Source organism: Kitasatospora sp. MAP5-34 (assembly GCF_029894335.1).
GTDB lineage: Bacteria > Actinomycetota > Actinomycetes > Streptomycetales > Streptomycetaceae > Kitasatospora.
In genome coordinates, this window is the sequence record NZ_JARXZC010000066.1 from 1 (window position 1) to 16,372 (window position 16,372).

At 71.2% G+C, this 16,372-nt stretch carries 11 protein-coding genes and 1 pseudogene; 6 read left to right on the top strand and 6 right to left on the bottom strand.

Going from position 1 to position 16,372, the window contains the following annotated elements:
- Window positions 1-218: 218 nt before the first annotated feature.
- The gene (locus tag P3T29_RS31435; RefSeq protein WP_280720086.1) at window positions 219-1,847 is read right to left on the bottom strand and encodes an FAD-dependent monooxygenase; all 1,629 of its coding nucleotides are present in this window, start codon (window positions 1,845-1,847) and stop codon (window positions 219-221) included.
- Entirely contained in the window at window positions 1,840-2,427 is a 588-nt protein-coding gene (locus tag P3T29_RS31440) for a PadR family transcriptional regulator (protein ID WP_280720087.1), read from the bottom strand. The genes P3T29_RS31435 and P3T29_RS31440 overlap by 8 nt, the downstream gene beginning before the upstream one ends.
- Window positions 2,428-2,780: 353 nt before the next feature.
- On the opposite strand from P3T29_RS31440, the gene P3T29_RS31445 reads away from it, so the two are divergent.
- The 5 genes from P3T29_RS31445 to P3T29_RS31465 all read left to right on the top strand — a co-directional run bounded on the left by P3T29_RS31445 (window position 2,781) and on the right by P3T29_RS31465 (window position 9,765).
- Entirely contained in the window at window positions 2,781-3,479 is a 699-nt protein-coding gene (locus P3T29_RS31445; RefSeq protein ID WP_280720096.1) for an IS630 family transposase, read from the top strand.
- A gap of 73 nt (window positions 3,480-3,552) precedes the next feature.
- Complete coding sequence (locus P3T29_RS31450; RefSeq protein WP_280720088.1) at window positions 3,553-4,221, top strand: hypothetical protein; 669 nt, start codon at window positions 3,553-3,555, stop codon at window positions 4,219-4,221.
- A 1,628-nt stretch (window positions 4,222-5,849) separates the two neighbouring features.
- Window positions 5,850-6,557, top strand: a complete 708-nt coding sequence (locus P3T29_RS31455) for an ABC transporter ATP-binding protein (RefSeq protein WP_280720089.1) — start codon at window positions 5,850-5,852, stop codon at window positions 6,555-6,557.
- Entirely contained in the window at window positions 6,554-8,866 is a 2,313-nt protein-coding gene (locus P3T29_RS31460) for an FtsX-like permease family protein (RefSeq protein ID WP_280720090.1), read from the top strand. The genes P3T29_RS31455 and P3T29_RS31460 overlap by 4 nt, the downstream gene beginning before the upstream one ends.
- A 599-nt stretch (window positions 8,867-9,465) precedes the next feature.
- The gene (locus P3T29_RS31465) at window positions 9,466-9,765 is read left to right on the top strand and encodes a hypothetical protein (RefSeq protein WP_280720091.1); all 300 of its coding nucleotides are present in this window, start codon (window positions 9,466-9,468) and stop codon (window positions 9,763-9,765) included.
- A 115-nt stretch (window positions 9,766-9,880) separates the two neighbouring features.
- On the opposite strand, the gene P3T29_RS31470 is transcribed toward P3T29_RS31465, so the two are convergent.
- Complete coding sequence (locus P3T29_RS31470; protein ID WP_280720092.1) at window positions 9,881-11,626, bottom strand: FG-GAP-like repeat-containing protein; 1,746 nt, start codon at window positions 11,624-11,626, stop codon at window positions 9,881-9,883.
- 570 nt (window positions 11,627-12,196) lie between these two features.
- On the opposite strand from P3T29_RS31470, the pseudogene P3T29_RS31475 reads away from it, so the two are divergent.
- A pseudogene (locus tag P3T29_RS31475) lies at window positions 12,197-12,504 on the top strand (DUF4193 domain-containing protein).
- 563 nt (window positions 12,505-13,067) lie between these two features.
- Here the strand turns inward: P3T29_RS31475 and P3T29_RS31480 are convergent.
- The 3 genes from P3T29_RS31480 to P3T29_RS31490 form a co-directional block, all read right to left on the bottom strand.
- Window positions 13,068-13,355, bottom strand: a complete 288-nt coding sequence (locus tag P3T29_RS31480) for a hypothetical protein (protein WP_280720093.1) — start codon at window positions 13,353-13,355, stop codon at window positions 13,068-13,070.
- A 487-nt stretch (window positions 13,356-13,842) separates the two neighbouring features.
- Window positions 13,843-14,313, bottom strand: a complete 471-nt coding sequence (locus tag P3T29_RS31485; protein WP_280720094.1) for a hypothetical protein — start codon at window positions 14,311-14,313, stop codon at window positions 13,843-13,845.
- A gap of 29 nt (window positions 14,314-14,342) precedes the next feature.
- Window positions 14,343-15,623 carry a YncE family protein gene (locus P3T29_RS31490; protein ID WP_280720095.1) on the bottom strand — a complete coding sequence of 427 codons (1,281 nt, stop codon included), beginning with the start codon at window positions 15,621-15,623 and terminating at the stop codon, window positions 14,343-14,345.
- Between the last annotated feature and the right edge of the window lie 749 nt (window positions 15,624-16,372).

Consider the following 16,372-nt stretch of genomic DNA (forward strand, 5'->3'; position numbering starts at 1 on the left):
TCCGCATGCTCATCCGACGCTCGACAAGCCGCTACCGCTGGGACGGCCGGCCCACCACCCGACGCCTCAAGTGATCCATTTGCCGGTCGGTCTTAGTGGTCGGCTCCGGAAGTCCTTCTGGGGTTGACCCGTGGGCGGGACTGCTGGGCCGCGCGGACCCGAGCGGACGCCGAGGTGGGAGTTCGCTCTCTTGGCCTGCCCGAAGAGCCAAGACAGCGTTAGGTAGCGGACGTTTCCGGCCCCGTCACTTTTGTCGGGGGCCCGAACCAGTAGTTCAGGGCTCCGCGCAATTGCCGGGTGGTGGTGCGGTGGGGTGCCGAGGGTGTTCCTGCCCAGGCGGCGTGGCCGTCCGGGCGGACGAGTATCGCGGGCGTACCTGGCAGGCTGTCAGGCCGCGCCGACACCACTGTCACCCGGTCCGCCCACGGCCTTGCCGCCTCCTGCAGCGAGTCCGCTCCTGTGCTCTCGTCCACCAGCAGCGCTCCGCCACCTGTGAGGGCCAGCAGTGGCAGCAGCCTGTCTCGTTTCAGCGGGACGTCCGGCACCATCCTCCCTTCCCAGGGATGGCCGGAGCCGTGGTGAACCGGGTAGCGGGTGCCGACGCCGGTGATCGCCTCGGCAAGGTATCCGGCAGTCTCTTCGGCCTGCGCCAGTTCGGCGAGCAGGTCGCGCACCGGTGCCAGCCGTTCGCCCTCCACGGCAATCAGCGTCTGCGCCTGGGTGTTGCGCAGCAGCCTGGCGCCGGCCGCATGCCGCTCGGTGTGGTAGGTGTTCAGAAGGCTGTCGGGGGCTTGTCCGCGCGCCACCAGGCCGAGCTTCCAGCCGAGGTTCATCGCGTCGTCGATGGCCGCGTTGACGCCGATGGCGCCGGCCGGGGGGTGGATGTGCGCGGCGTCGCCTGCCAGCAGCACCCGGCCGTGTCGCAGTTGTTCGGCCAGCCTGACCGCGTCCCCGAACCGGGTGAGCCAGTGGGCTTCGGCTATCTCCACATGCCGCCCCAAGGCCCGGTCCAGCGTGTCCTGGAAGGCGGGAAGTGTCACCGGCTCGTCCCGGTTGTCCGGCGGCTGAGGGTCGTGGGTGATCAGCCGCACATAGCCGGGCCGGGGGATGGCGAACACCGTGCCGTTCGCGCCGGCCGTCACCCCGAACGGGATCGCCTGCGGGTCTGCCAGGACCACGTCCCCGAGCAGGGTGAAGCGGCGTGCGGGCGTGCCGGGGAAGCCGATTTGGGCCAGCTTGCGCACCGTACTGCGGCCGCCGTCGCAGCCGGCCAGCCAGCCTGCGCGCAGCAGTATCCGCCCGTCCGGGGAGTCGACCTCAGCGCGCACCCCGCTGTCGTCCTGGTGCAGTCCGGTCAGTCGGTGACCGCGCAGGATGCGCACGCCCAGTTCCATGGCTCGCTCGGCGAGGATCTCCTCCACTCTGGTCTGCGCGATCCCCAGTACGTAGGGGTGTTCGGTGCGCATGGCGGCCAGGTCGAGCTGGGCCGCTCCGGCGAACGCGGTGGTCGGCACGGTGGGGCCCTCGGCGAGGAAGCGATCAGCGAGGCCGCGGCGGTCGAGCAGCTCCAGGCTGCGGGCGTTGAGGTTGAAGCCACGGCAGAAGCCGGGCGGGGCGGGGTGCCGCTCGAGCACCACGGTGCGCACCTTGCCCAGCCCCAACTCGCAGGCCAGCATCAACCCGGCGGGCCCGGCTCCCACCACCAGGACGTCTGCGTCGCCGTCCGATGTGTCTGTCGGCGGCGCCGGTATCGGGGATTGCAAGGCGGTCGGCGGGCCGGTGGATATCTGCGCGTTGGGTGAGTGCTGGTCAGCCCGTTCTGTCGCGGGCACAGTTGTGTCAGGCATTGTGGGAGCCCCTAGGCCATTCCAGGGTGCCCTGCTCGATCTCCTCGGCTGTGCACAGTACCCATTGCAGCTCCGCTTGCAGCATCGCTTGGGCGTACTCCGCCTCGATCACAAACAGCCGTGGCGCCTTGTGCTTCTCCCTGGCGGCCCGATACGCCTGCTCGCCTTCTGAGATCCGGGCCTTCAAGGCCGCCGCCCGTTCACGCAGCGCCTGCGCCGCCCGCTGCTGTCCCAGTACGCCCAGGTAGCTGACGGCGGACAGGAACTTGGGGTACTCCCGGGACGGCTCGCGGATGATTTCGTCCAGCCACTCGGTGAAGCACCGCTGCCCCTCGCGGGTGTGCCGATAGACGGTGCGCGTCGGGCGGCCGCCCACCTGCTCGGTGTCGGTCGCCTCAATCCAGCCGTCTCGGGCCAGGGCCCGCACCGTGTCGTACAGCGACCCGGTTGTCAGTTTGAAGGCCAGGTCCATCTGCCGCTCCCGAAGTGCGGTCGCTATGGCGTGGGGGTGCATGGGCTGCTCCAGCAGCAAGCCCAACACGGCGAGAGCCAAGGGGTTGGCGGGTCGTTTGGCGGTCATCTCACTCCACAGTCAGGCTTGGGATCGCAGTAACTCGGATCCTACTACTCGGATCCGAGTTTCGTCTTCGGAGTTGTTCATAGCCGCTGCCGTACTGGCGTCGCTCCGCTGATCACAGCGACCTCGGCTGCGACGCCAACGAGTGGGCGGTAAACCGGACCGCGGCGGCGAGCCGACTCGACGCGGCCGAGGCCGCCGCGCCGACGGCCTCCCACACCTGGACGAGGAACATCCGATTACGGCAGGGTGCGACCCGTCCTGATCCACTTCTCCCGATCGGCCCGCCTGCCATCCCCGTTGCCCCGGCCTGCCCGATAGTTGCGACCGCTGCCGAGCGCGAGCGGTTGAAGAAGATGGCCTACGGCCACAAGACCGAGTACCGGCTGCGGGTGCGCGCGCAGGTCGTCCTGCACGCGGCGCGGGGGCGCTCCAACGCGCGGATCGCCCGCGAGACGGGCCTGCACCTGGACACGGTTCGTTCCTGGCGCGGCCGGTTCGCCGACGGCGGGCTGCCGGCCCTGGCCGACCGCAGGCGCTCCGGGCGTCCCCGTTTCACCCCCGTGCAGGTCGCCGAGGCCAAGGCGCTGGCCTGCCAGTTACCCGCCGAGAGCGGCGTGCCGCTGTCGCGCTGGTCCTGCCCGGAGCTGGCCGCCGAGCTGACCGCGCGCGGCGTCACCGAGAGCGTCTCGGCGTCCACCGTGCGCCGCTGGCTGCGACAGGACGCGCTCAAGCCCTGGCAGTACCGGTCCTGGATCTTCATCCGCGACCCCAACTTCCGCGCCAAGGCCCAGCGTGTCCTGGACCTCTACGCCCACACGTTCGAGGGCGTCGCGCTGGGCGAGGACGAGTACGTCCTCTCCAGCGACGAGAAGACCTCCGTCCAGGCCCGCTGCCGCTGTCATCCGACCCTGGCCCCGGGCCGGGCCCAGGCGATGCGCGTCAACCACGAGTACGGCCGCGGCGGCGCGCTGGCCTACCTCGGGGTGTTCACGAGTGCGGCTGACCAGGACTGCAGGACACTGAGTGGAGATCGTTTCCCGAGAAGCAGGTGATCGTTTCCCGAGAGCCGGTAGACGGCATTTACCGCACCCGATGGTGTCAGTACCGCAGTGGAGGATGCTCGGTATGGCACCCAACTCGCCTTCATCGCGTCTGGTCACCGCGGCAGCCCGCGAGGTTCTCCGCCCGCTTGGCCTTCAGCAGCGGGGGCGGTCGCGGACCTGGCTCGATGACCAGGGCTGGTGGCTCGGAGTGGTCGAGTTCCAGCCGTCGAGCTGGGGTCAGGGCACGTATCTGAGTGTTGGTGCGATGTGGCTGTGGGACGACGCGGACTACTTGGCATTCCACGTCGGCGGCCGGGAGGCCGGTCATGAGTCGTACAAGGATGAGGCCCAGTTCGCGTCTCTCGCGATGGACATGGCGCGGTTGGCCGCGAGCCGGACGGTGGAGTATCGCGGGCTGTTCACCAGCCCGACGAGTACCGCCAAGTACCTGGCGGCTCATTCCGCCCAGCGCGGAAACGCTTGGGACAACTACCACGCCGGCGTCGCCGCCGGGCTTGTCGGCGACGCTGATACGGCCCGCGACCGACTCGCCCGGGCGACCCAGCAGTTCTCCGGCACTGACATCCCCTGGAGGGTCCAGGCTCACCAGACCTCGCTGCAGCTTCGCGATATGGCCGACGACGCCGAGGCTCTCCGGAGCTGGGCGGCCGAGCGGATAACTTCGTGCAGGCAGAAGCTCAAGCTGGGACCTTCCCCGGCCGGACTCCCAGAGGAACTTCAACTACCCTGAGCGACTGCCTGCTCCAGCGCACCGGAAGAGGGGGGTGGCGGTGTCATGTCCGGCTACAGTTCCTGGGCGACGGGGCCGTGGCCGTGTGGTGGTACGTCAGCTCGGAGCGCCTGCCGGCTTGAATGGCTTCTTCGGCATCCGGCGTTCTTCTTCTCTGCTACCAGTCGGTGGATATCAGAATGCGCAGCATCAGACTTCCATTTCCCGGGCCGCCGAGTCGCTCGGTACTGCCGCCTTCCTCGCGGCTTCGCGCAGCGCCCGCTCCGTCTTGTCGTGGGTGTGGTCGGCAAGGGCTGAACCACCAGCGGGTGGTTGCGGACGAGGTGTAGGGCGGCCGGTGCTGTGCCAGGCCGACCGCCCCGAAGCGGCTCCGCCGCGCGAGCCCGGACCCTGGGGGGGTGCGTCCGGGCAGGTGTGCGCAGCGGTGCCGTGCCGCGTCCTGGGGGGGCGCTCGCCCACTCAACGATCGGTGTGCGGGTCGGTTCCGCACACCGTCAGGGCGCATCAGGCGTCGGACAGTTCGCGGCTCTGCTCCGGCGCAGTCTGGGCGCAGCGGATGAAGGCGGAGGGGTAGGCGGCCGGAGGGAGGGAGGGAGGGCAGGATCCGTAGGAGATGCCGCACCTGGTCCATGTCGGCCAGCCAGTCGGGCGGACAGGTCGGGGCCGGGCGCCGGGTGGAGGGCGTGGCTGACGGGGGCGGGTCGGCTGCGGCGTGGTGCCGGTCAGGGGGCGGTGTTCGCTGCGGCCGCTTCGGCGTAGGTGCTGTGGTCGGCGCGGAAGGACGGGGAGACTGCCGTCGAGGCACCAAGGCGGCGAGGGGGACGCCCATGAGCGCGGACGGGAGCAGCCGCCCGGTGCGGCCGAGCCCGGCAGGCCGAGCCCTCCTACCCGCCCAGGAAGACAGAAACCGCACCACGATGGCGCCGGAAGCCCGCGTCCATCCACTGAGGCGACAGGGATCTTCTGGTACACGACGGACACCTGTCGTCGCTTAGGAAACTGCATCCCGCTGACCAGCGCCAACGTCACCTGTGTGACGCCCGGAAACCGCGCCACGATGACGTCGTACCGGCGGCCACCACCCTGACCAGGCATCAAGCCCGATCACCACACGACAAACCACTGCAACACCCCACGACAACGAAGTGCAACTTCACACGGGGGCACGACGGCGTGGGCCGTCGCCCAAACGGCGACGGCCCCTGCGGGAACAGGGAGTCGTCTGCGTAGAGGTCAAGGCCAACGAAGGAGTATGCCATCAACCGCGAGAAGAGGTACGAGGTAGCGGCCCCCTGCGAAACTGCGGCGGAGTGTGCAGCCGCTGGGGAGGGCCGTTGGCCGAAGGCTTGGGTTCACCGCAGCACAGTGACTGCTGGACGGAGCCTGCAGCACGGCGGGAGCAGCCCTCATGGGCTGGTGGCTGAACTTCCGTTAGGAGCCCACGCCGCACCGCCATCCGGCCGGATCCACCGGGCAGCCAGGTCGACCATTGGCCAGGAGCCGGCCCCCGTCGGCATCTGTGTCCGGCGTCGCCGGGGGACGGTGCCGTACATCCCCAGTACGACGCCCACGAGAACCTACATCCGGGGACGGACGACTCGGCGGCGTCCGCCTTCTAGCTTGCTGGCATGACCTCTGATTACAGTTCCGACCAGGCGATCGTGCGCCTCGATGGTGTGCACAAGTCGTACGGCGACCCGGTGGCTCTGAACGGCGTCTCACTCGGGATTCGCGCGGGAGAGGCCGTCGCGGTGATGGGGCCCTCGGGCTGCGGCAAGTCCACGCTCCTGAACATGATCGCGGGGCTGGACCGGCCGACCTCCGGGACGGTCACCGTCCACGGCGAGGATCTGGGAGAACTGAACGAGACCGGGCTGGCGCTCTTCCGCCGGCGGCGGATCGGGATGATCTTCCAGTTCTTCAACCTGGTCGACGACCTGCCCGCCCTGGACAACGTCGCGCTCGCCGCGCAGCTGACCGGAGCCCCGACCTCGCAGGCCCGCAAGCGCGCCCTGGAACTGCTCGACGAGCTCGGTGTGGCCGAGCAGCGCGACAGCTACCCGGCCACGCTCAGTGGCGGCCAGCGTCAACGGGTCGCCGTGGCCCGCGCCCTGATGAACCGGCCGGTCCTGCTGCTGGCCGACGAGCCGACCGGCGCTCTGGACAGCAGGTCCGGCGAGCAGGTGATGGACCTGCTGATCGACCTCAACCAGATGGGCCAGACCCTGCTGATGGTCACGCACGACCCGCGCTTGGCGCGGCGGTGCGCGAGCCGGTTGATCGAGTTCGCCGACGGCCGGGTGGTACGGGAGAGCACGTTGGAGCGTGCTGCATGAGCGCGGTCTGGCGTGCCTCACGGGCGGCCGTGAGGCGCCGGAAGCTGCAGACGACGATCATCGGCGTCGTCGTCCTGCTCTCCACCGCGACGATCACGATCGCCCTCGCGTTGTTGGCGGCGGCTGCGGCTCCCTTCGACGACGCGTTCTCCCAGCAGAGCGGTGCCCATGTGGTGGCCACCTTCGACAGCTCCAAGGTGTCGGACGTGCGGTTGGCGCAGACGGCGCACCGCCAGGGGGTGAGGGCGGCAGCGGGCCCGTTCGGCGAGGCCGTCGTTGTTGTCCCCGATGGGACGCCGGGCATCGCTGCCGGCCCGTTGACGGTGGTGGGCCGGTCCGGTTCGGACAGCCCGGTGGACCACCTGAATCTGTGGGCAGGCCGTTGGCCCACCGGCCCCGGCGAGATCGTCCTGAACAGCCGTCCGTCCGGCCGCGGCGCGTCCTTCCCGCCCGAGTTCATGGTCCCGCTGCCCGGCGGGTCGAAGCTCAGGGTCGTCGGCTTCGCCTCCAGCGTGAGCCAGTCGGCCGGCGCGTGGGTGACCCCGGACCAGCTTGCGGGCCTGCATCCGCAGAGCGTCCAGATGCTCTACCGCTTCGCCGACCCCGGGACGGACCAGTCCATCAGTGCCGGCCTGGCCACCGCCACGGCGGGCCTTCCGTCGGACGCGCTGACCGGATCGCAGTCCTACCTCGCCCTGAAGAAGGCCGTCGCCGGCCAGACCGACGCCTACGTCCCGTTCCTGATGACGTTCGGCGTCCTCGGGCTGGTGGTGGCCGTGCTGATCGTCGCCAACGTGGTCAGCGGCGCGGTGGTCTCGGGCTTCCGACACATCGGCGTCCTGAAGGCGCTGGGCTTCACGCCGAACCAGGTGGCCGCGGTCTACGTCCTGATGATCTCCGTCCCCGCGGTCGTCGGCTGTCTGATCGGCATCGTCCTCGGCAACGTGTTGGCCCGGCCCTTGCTGTTCGGCGTGTTCCAGGGGCTTGGGGTGGAGAGCGTGAGTGTCAGCCTCTGGGTGGACGTCGTCGCACTGCTGGGGATGCCCGCGGTGGTCGCGCTCGCCGCGCTCGGCCCCGCCATGCGGGCCCACCGGCTGTCCGCGGCCGAGGCGATCAGCGCGGGCGGCGCCCCTCGCGTGGGGCGCGCGCTGGGCGTCCAGCGTCGGCTCGGCGCGACCCGGCTGCCGCGCTCGGTCAGCCTGGGTCTGGGGCTGCCCTTCGCCCGCCCGGCGCGCACCGTGCTGACCATGGCGGCCATCGTGCTCGGCGTCGCCGCCGTGGCCCTCGCCAGCGGCCTGACCAGCACGATGACCGCCTACGGGAACGCGGAGGAGCTCAACGGCGCCTACCAGGTCGAGGTGACCGTCGGCGGGCACCGTCCCGACCGGCCCGCACCGACGCTGAGCGACACCGACACGCAGGCGCTGCTGCGTTCCCTGGGCGCCGTCCGCGTCACCGCCGACGCCTGGCAGAACGTCAAGTTCACCGGATCCACGCAGGGTCTCAACGGGCAGTTCCTGCGTGGGGACTCCGCCAGCCTGAACTACACCATGGTCAAGGGGCACTGGCTCGACGGACCGGGCCAGCTCGTCGTCTCGGGGGCATTCCTGCGACAGCGTGGCCTGGCGGTGGGAGACCAGGTCCGTCTGGACCTGGGGGCCAAGGAGGTCCCGGTGACCATCGTCGGCCAGCTGATGGCCTACGACCCCGACGGGGTGCTCTCCAACTGGGACACCCTGATGGAACTCGCACCGGGCCAGCGGGCCTCGCACTATATGGTCCAGCTCGCCCCGGGGGCCGACGCCGACGCCTTCGTGACCGCATTCCAGAAGGCGTCCGGTCCCGGTCTGTACCCCGCCAAGCACGCGAACGAGCTGAACCAGGCGACGCTGACCATCGTCAGCTTCGCGACGCTGTTCACGCTGATGCTGGCCGCGGTCGCCGCGCTCGGCGTCTTCAACACCGTCGTCCTCACCACCCACGAGCGCCGCCGCAACCTGGGCATGCTCAAGTCCATCGGGATGACACCCCGGCAGGTCACGGTGATGATGGTGACCTCGATGGCCGCCCTCGGCGCGGTCGGCGGCCTGATCGGCCTCCCCCTCGGCGTCCTCGCCCACCGCCTGGTGGTGCCCGCCATGGTCCGCGCTGCGGGAATCGACCTGCCGGCCTCGATGCTGCACGTCTGGCACGCGCCCCTGCTCGCCCTCCTCGCCTTCGCGGGCCTGGTGATCGCCATCCTCGGCGCGCTCATCCCGGCAAGGTCCGCAGCCCGGCTCACCATCGCGCAGGTGTTGCACAACGAGTGATCCCGCCGCACCGGGCAGCAGGCACCCCGACCATCCGGCGCAGCGCTGGTGGGCGCGTCCCCAGGGCCGCCTGCCAGCCGCTGCGGTCGGCCCCACCAGGCGCCCACCCTCACCGGCCCGCCACAGGCGCGGGACCGCCGTCGTCCGTCCCGCCCGCTCAGAGGCCGGCCTGGCAGCCTCTCCCGGCGAAGTGGGGATGCTGCCTGTCCCGGTCGGCAGCAAACCGACCAGGCGATTCGTCAGAACTGACGCACAGAATCTGCACCTCCCGTCAGCACTCCCCCAAGACGTTCTGAACCACCGCCCCGGACCTCGGGGTGGAATGTTTTGCATACGCTCCAGTTTCGCTGGGTAGTTGATTGACTACCCAACGCCATGGGGGGTCGTGCCGATCGCGGCCCCCACAGACGGAGATGTTCATGCGACGCGTTCTCACCAAGCTCGGCAGCCTCGCGGCGGTCGCCGCCCTCGCCCTCGTCTGCCCCGGCGGCTGATCTCGGGCCCGGGGTGGTCACCGGGTCGCCGTGCGGCGGGTTGGCGGGCGGCGTGTCGCGGGCGCGTGCTGGCGTGGACGGGGTGTGAGAGGGCAGGGTGCCTGCATGTCCGAACGACGCGACCGCCGCCGCCTCCATGCCCGCGCCCGAGCTCTCGGGGTACCCGTCGAGCAGGTCGGCCGTCGGCCCGCGCCGTCCCTGCCGGTGCGGCTACTTGCGGAGCCCGCCTGGCCGCACACCGCACTACCGGACAGGGACGACACCGGCACCATCGCCTGGCAGGTGATGCAGGCAGCACCCGTGGGCTGCTGTGCGGTCACGCGCGCTCGGCAGGTCCTGGACGGTGGCGCCGTGGTCATCCTCGCCCGCCACGAGATCACCTGTCCGATCTGGTCTGCGCGCTGACTGGAGGTACGTCAGCGCCGCCAGTCCCCGGGCCGGTGTCGTGGCCTGGTCTTCGGCGGCATGCGCTGCCCGGTCGTGGGCCGCCGCGGGGTTGGCCGACTGTGCTCGGTGTTGTTCAGCTGTTCGCTGGGTCCTCCTGCTGGGTGACGTGTGCCCGGCGCTTGCGTGCGGCGTGGCGGAGCAGGAGTGCGCCCAGGCCCAGGAGGGCGGCGCTGACGAGTACGGGGACGGTGGTCCGGGTTCCGGTGTCGGCGAGGAATCCCGGGCCGTGGTGGGTGGCGTGCGCTGGGGGCATGCCGTCACCAGAGTGGTAGGCCGGGGGCCGGGGCTGTCCAGGGTGGCCGGCGTTGCAGTGGCCGTTCTGGCAGGGAGTGCAGGCGGGAACGGCGATGGCGATGATGAGGGTGTTGCTGGCGGCGGGGACGGTGGTGGCGATGGGGATGGTGAGGGTGTTGCTGGTGGCGGTGACGGTGGTCCCGCCGGGCGTGGTGGCCGTGGCGGTGGCGGTGTCGGTGACCGACTGGGTGGTGACGTCGGTGGCGGTGACGGTGTAGCCGGCGGTGCAGGTGGTGCTCGCACCGGGGGTGAGGGCGGTCACCGGGCAGCTGACCGCCGGCGTACCGGGACCGTGGTCCACGACACCGACCTGGGCCAGCGCCACCGCGCCGGTGTTGGTCACGGTGTAGGTGTAGTGCAGTGCCTGTCCGGCGGTGGAGAACGAGGCCTCCTGGGCGGCCTTGACGACCCCGATGGCGGCCCGTGGCACCGTGACGGTGTTGCTGGTGGCGGTGATCACCTGTCCGGAGGGTGTGCTGCCGGACGCCGTCGCGGTGTCGGTGACGTGACCCGCGGCCACGTCCGCGATGGTGGTGGTGTGGGTGGCGGTGCAGGTGGTGCTCGCACCGGCGGCGAGGGTGGTCACCGGGCAGCTGACCGCCGACGTGCCGGAACCGTCGTCGACGACGGCGACCTGGGCCAGCGCCACGGCGCCGGTGTTGGTCACGGTGAAGGTGTAGTGGACCGTCTCGCCGGGTGCCTGGAAGCTCGTCTCAGCGGCCGCCTTCGTGATGGTCAGCGCCGGGACCGGGGACACACCGCCCTGGTTGAGCAGCACCGAGACCGAGTTGCCGTCGCCGAGGACGAGGTCGGGGCGGCCGTCGCCGTTGAGGTCGCCCGCTGCCATCGAGAAGGGGAGACCGCCAGTCGGGTAGTCGGTCGGGGGGACGAAGGTGCCGTCTCCGTTGCCCAGCAGCACCGTCAGGCCGCCGTTGTCGCCTACGGCGAGGTCGAGGTGGCCGTCGCCGTTGAGGTCGGCTGCCGCCATCGAGTAGGGCTGGTGGCCGGTGGGGTAGTCGGTCTTGGGTGCGAAGGTGCCGTCACCGTTGCCCAGCAGCACCGACACGCCGGACTGGTTGGTCACCGCGAGGTCCAGGTGGCCGTCGCCGTTGAAGTCGCCCACCACGAGGGACCTCGGGTCGATGCCGGCGGGGTAGCTGACCTTGGGAGCGAACGTACCGTCACCGCGGCCCAGCAGCACCGACACCGTGCCGCTGCTGACGGAATCGGCCACGGCGAGGTCGAGGTGGCCATCGCCGTTGAAATCGCCCACCGCGACCGCGTACGGGGCGCTGCCCGCCGGGTAGTCGGTCTTGGGGGCGAAGGTGCCGTCACCGCGGCCCAGCAGCACCGACACCGTGTTGGAGTCCAGGTTGGCCGCGACGATGCCGAGGTGGCCGTCGCCCTTGAAGTCACCCACCGCGACCGAGATCGGAAAGCCCCCGGTGGGGTAGTCGACGTGGGGGGCGAAGACCGGAGCGGTCGTGGCGGCCCACACCACACTCCCGGGCGCCAGTGCCAGCATGAGCACCGCAGTGCACGCCGCCACCACCGCTCTCGCGCATCCCCGCCTCTGTCGTTTCCGGATGCCCTGGCGCAGCGTCACGTTTGTCTCCTCGGGTTCGGCTGGGGCGTTGGTGACGCCGTGTCCGGTGGCGCCGGTCCTGCCGTTGGCCGGGAGGACCAGCGGTGGTTGGGCGGGGCTGGGGTGTCTATCCCCCGTGGAGCGGTGGGGAAGGCGTTCGTGACGTCCGGTGGTCCGGTGGTGTGAGGGTCGGATTGGCCGTGACGTTTGCCGCCCGCCCGATATTGCGGCCGGGTCTGCGACCGCTGGCGGGCGTCAGGACCGGCTGGAGGGCGTCGAGCACGGCGGCGGGCCCGCAGCGCTCGTACGGCGCCCGCCTGCAGACCTGGTGCGCGGGCGCGTGCCCCCGTGCCGCGCCGCCGCCGGCCTCAGCGGCGGCCGGGCGGGGTGGACCTGTCGGTGGGCGTCATCCGAAAGCGCAACGGGTTCATGTCGCGGGCCCGCGCGCGCCGCGGACAGGGCAGGCTGTGCACCGACCCGCACCGCACCCACCGGACGAGAGGCACCACCTTGGCCACCGACTACGACGCCCCCGCAAGAACACCGACGACACCGACGACGACAGCATCGAAGAACTGAAGAACCGCCGCAGCAACAAGTCGGCCGGCACCGTGGACATCGACGAGCCCGAGACCGCCGAAGGCATCGAACTGCCCGGCGCGGAGATCTCCGACGAGGAACTGTCCGTCCGGGTCCTGCCCATGCAGCAGGACGAGTTCACCCGCGTGAGCTGCTTCATGGTCCGTCACCGCAGCCAGATCGCCGGGCAGGACAGCAAGGGACGGCCGGTCTGCCGGGAGCGCGCGTTCACCTCCTGACCGGCAGGTCCATGCAGCCGCACCACGGCGCGGCACCCCTGCGCTGCCAAGGGGCCTGCCGCGGACTCGTGCCTTGTCGCCGCCGGGCGGCTGGAGGTGTCGTCGCGGGACTGTCTTCCGGTACTGGCGTGAGAATCGGGCACCCGACGAACGCCTCGCACCTTGGGTCAGGCGCTCGCGCTCCTCCGGCGCCACACAAGCGCGGCCACGGCGATTCCGGCCGCCAACGAGAGCCGAGAGTACGACGGCAACGACGCGGGCCGGCTGCCCCACCGCGACCGACTCGCCAACGGCAGCCCCGACGACGACAGGGACGAGGAGCAGCAGCGGACCGATGGGTAGTGGCGGCGGGGCCGCCAGGAGTTGGTGTCGAGGTGCGGGTCGGCGCCGCCCCCGGAGTTCGTGGTGCGGGGGTCGGGTCGTGTCAGCGTCACCGTGCGGCGGGCGCGTCCGGTCGCGGCCAGGGTCAGCGAGCAGACGCTCGCGGGGAAGCGCCGGCCGGCCGCCATCGGCGAGAGGGCTCCAGCCTGGCCTGGATCTGCTTCAGAGCGGCCCGTGGCGGGTCAGTCGCCGGGGCGGTCGGTGTGGGCGGCATGGTCGCCGAGGGCGGTGAGGATGTCCTGGAGCGCGGCCAGCGGCTGGTACTCGGGGCGTACCGCCGGGTTCACCCCCCGCGCCTTCAAGGAGTCCCAGATGCGGCGGACATGGTCGATCAGCGCGGCGCGGGCCTCGTACTGGACGTCGAAGGCCTCCGGACCCAGCCCGCGCAACGCGGCGCGGTCCAGCTCCTCCACCTCCTGCGCGATCGTCAGAGCCGCCCGGCGCACATCCAGATCCCCGCCCACACTCACCGGCACACATCCCCCATCGCTACTGACACTTCCCTGTCAACGATCAGCGTAGACCCTGACGGATCAGGACCGGAGGCATTCGAACAACCCCACGCCCCAACCGACTTGCGGACACACGGCCGCCATCGCGATCCGTCCCGCAGCCGACGCGACGCAGACCGAATCCCTGCAGCAGGCCTCCACACCGGCACGGGCGGGGTCCGCGCGGCGGAGCAGCGAACAGACCCCACACGTCGCCCGTCACGCGGGACAACGGAGCCATCTGCGTGTTCCGCGCCCGCGCAAGGACCCGCTGGGCACGTCGTCGGGCGAGCGGACAACGGCTACTCGGCGGCGATGCGAACGGGCGTGCGTGCGTGCCATCGCCGCGCCCGTCACCACGGCCGTGATGTGCAGTGCCGCCACGACTGCGAGGTTCTCCGGCCAGGTGACGCCGGCCGGGTGCGCCGCAGGCACAGCGCGGCGAGCGGGTTGAACGCCCGCAGCTTCACCGTCTGGGTGGTCCGCGCCGCGTGCCGGCGGGCGTTGATCCGCAGCCACTCGATCGGCGACTCCACCGCCGCCGGCTGCTGCTGCTCGCCCTCCCCGGCCTCACTCGGCCGGCTTGGCCGCCGGTGGAGTGCTGGGCGCCCTGGGACCGCTTGCCGCGCGGCTCGGTGATCCGGCCGACCACCTGGGCGTCATGCGCGACCAGGGCGCGCAGGACCCGCCAGATCGTGCGGAGGCTGGACGCCTCGATCTCGGCGTCGGTCTCCGCCTTCACCGCCTCGCCGGCGTCATGGACCTCGGCCGGGTCGGCGGCCGCCGTGTCGTCACCGACCTCCGGTGTCGGCAGGTAGACCGGGATGATGACCCAGGACACCTTGCCCTCGCGGTAGGACTGGCGCAGCGCCCTCCCGACAGCCTGGACGATGTCAGTGACCGACGGCTTCGGGACCGCGAAGCACACGGCGTCCACAGCTCGGACGTCGACTCGGCCGACCCGCCTCACGGCAGTGTGGCGGTGTCGATCGCCTGGATCTGGTCAGAATCGTGGTCCGAGACGAGCAGGGTCGTCGCGTCGGGGCTGAGGGCGAACTCGCGGGGGAAGGCGCCGGTCGGGATACGCCCGAGGGCGGCCGGTTTGCCGGCGAGCGCGGCCCGGGTGTCCACCACGGTCAGGCCGGTCGTGGCGCCCGCGGTGTGGAACCGGTCGGAGTCCGCAGTAATGATGCGGGCGCTGCCCTGGACGAGGACCAGGCCGACCGGGGCGGTGCCCACCTGGACGGAGGTCAGCAGGGCGTGCCCGGGGTCGGTGGTGAGCCTGTCGGCGTCGAAGGCGAGCAGGGCGTTGCTTCCCCGTGCGGTGACCCACACGGTGTGCCCGTCCGGTGCGGGGAGGACCCGTACCGGCTCGCACCCGGCGGCGACGCTGCCCAGCAGGGCCTTGCCCGGCGTGGACTCCAGGGTGGGAAGATCGATGACGCTGATTTCGCCGTGCCTGGTGCCCGCCGGCGTGCTCGGGTCGACTTCGCTGGTCGCGTACAGTCGGCGCCCGTCGGGGGAAGGGGCGGTGCCGACCACGGCGTCGCCCAGCGTGAGACTGCCGATCTGCGCGGCCTGGCCGAACCCGGTACGAACCGCCGTGCGCAGGTCGAAGACCTCGATGTCGCCGCGGTGGCCGGTCCGGGCGTTGCCGTACTCCTGGCTGACAAAGGCGTAGCGGTCGTCGGGTGAGACGGTGACCTCGATCGCGCTGGTCCCGGCCGTGCCGGTGAGCGTTCCCAGCACGGCCCCTGGCGTGCCGGCCGCTGCCTTGGCCGTGTCCACCACGATCGCCCCGCTGCCCGCGGCGATGAGCAGTTCGGTTCCGTCGTGGGTGAGCGTGATTCCGGTGGCGCCTTCCTTGCCCATGCTCGCGGCCGGAAGCGGGATCGTCCGCACGAGCCGTGGCGTGGCGCTGCCGGTGGACAGCACCCCCAGTGCCGACTGCAGCACGGCGAAGGCGACGTGGCCGGTAGGGGCGTAGACCAATCCGAAGGGCTGGGCCGGCACGGTCAGGCTCGTGGTGCGGACACCGGTGAGCTGCGGCTGCGAAGGCGCGGGCCCGGCCTGGCACCCGGGCGGGGCAACCGCTGTGGCTACCGCAACGGCGGGCAGCGGACCGGTGCCGCCGCTCGGGCCGTTGCCGACTGTCTGACAGCCCGACGCGCCCAGCGCCAGCGCCAGCGCCAGGGCCAGGGCCAGGGCCAGGGCCCACGGAAACGTCCAATGCCCGGGGAACGCCATCAACTACCCCTTTCAAGTGCCGAATCAGCGGCGAACCTAGCAAGGGATCTTGTGAAATCCTTGTGACCCCGGCCGCCGGGGCACGGCACAGTCGAGCCACAGCAAGCCGGGCCGGGCGGGTGGTCTCCAGCTCCTCCCGCCAGTCGTGGTCGACCGGCGTGCCCGGTTCCTCGGCGGCGGTGAACGGTCAGCTCGACCAGGTGACAGCGCTGGACCGGGCCTGCCAGGCCGCGGGCGTACCGCTGCTGTTGGCGGCGGCCGGCGAACAGCAGGTGCAGGTGGGCCCGTTCGTCTCCCCCGACTTCACGGGCTGCACCGCCTGTTACCTGGCTCAGCGGGACCCCGACGAGGCGGCCGGCACCCCCGGCGGCCCGCGAGCCCTGCTGCTGGCCGCGCCGGTCGTCGGCGAGGTGATCGCCCTGGTCTCGCGCAGCGGTCGCCGCCTCGCTCCAGGACATCACCCGGCTGGCCAGGACCGCCGACGGGGAGTGGCTCACCCGGACGCTGCACGTGCCCGCGCTGCCCGGTTGCTCCGGTTGCCGCCCGTTGCCGGGGATCGACCGGCTGGACCAGGCCCCGCCCGCGGTCGCCTTCGAGTCCTCGGTCGCCTTCTCGCCCCGACGGTATGTCAACCCGCGTGACCACCAAGCTCATTGAGTGGTGTGCATCGTGAAGTGGCAGGTCACGGGCCTGGTGTGCGTCGGCGTCGGGGTGCTCACGCTGGTTGCGGGCGGATGGCTTCGGTGAAG

Coding starts and splice junctions, on each gene's coding strand:
- P3T29_RS31450 (WP_280720088.1), top strand. CDS start 3,553: ATGGCACCCAACTCGCCTTCATCGCGTCTGGTCACCGCGGCAGCCCGC.
- P3T29_RS31440 (WP_280720087.1), bottom strand. CDS start 2,427: ATGACCGCCAAACGACCCGCCAACCCCTTGGCTCTCGCCGTGTTGGGC.
- P3T29_RS31445 (WP_280720096.1), top strand. CDS start 2,781: ATGGCCTACGGCCACAAGACCGAGTACCGGCTGCGGGTGCGCGCGCAG.
- P3T29_RS31455 (WP_280720089.1), top strand. CDS start 5,850: ATGACCTCTGATTACAGTTCCGACCAGGCGATCGTGCGCCTCGATGGT.
- P3T29_RS31435 (WP_280720086.1), bottom strand. CDS start 1,847: ATGCCTGACACAACTGTGCCCGCGACAGAACGGGCTGACCAGCACTCA.
- P3T29_RS31470 (WP_280720092.1), bottom strand. CDS start 11,626: ATGCTGGCACTGGCGCCCGGGAGTGTGGTGTGGGCCGCCACGACCGCT.
- P3T29_RS31465 (WP_280720091.1), top strand. CDS start 9,466: ATGTCCGAACGACGCGACCGCCGCCGCCTCCATGCCCGCGCCCGAGCT.
- P3T29_RS31460 (WP_280720090.1), top strand. CDS start 6,554: ATGAGCGCGGTCTGGCGTGCCTCACGGGCGGCCGTGAGGCGCCGGAAG.
- P3T29_RS31490 (WP_280720095.1), bottom strand. CDS start 15,623: ATGGCGTTCCCCGGGCATTGGACGTTTCCGTGGGCCCTGGCCCTGGCC.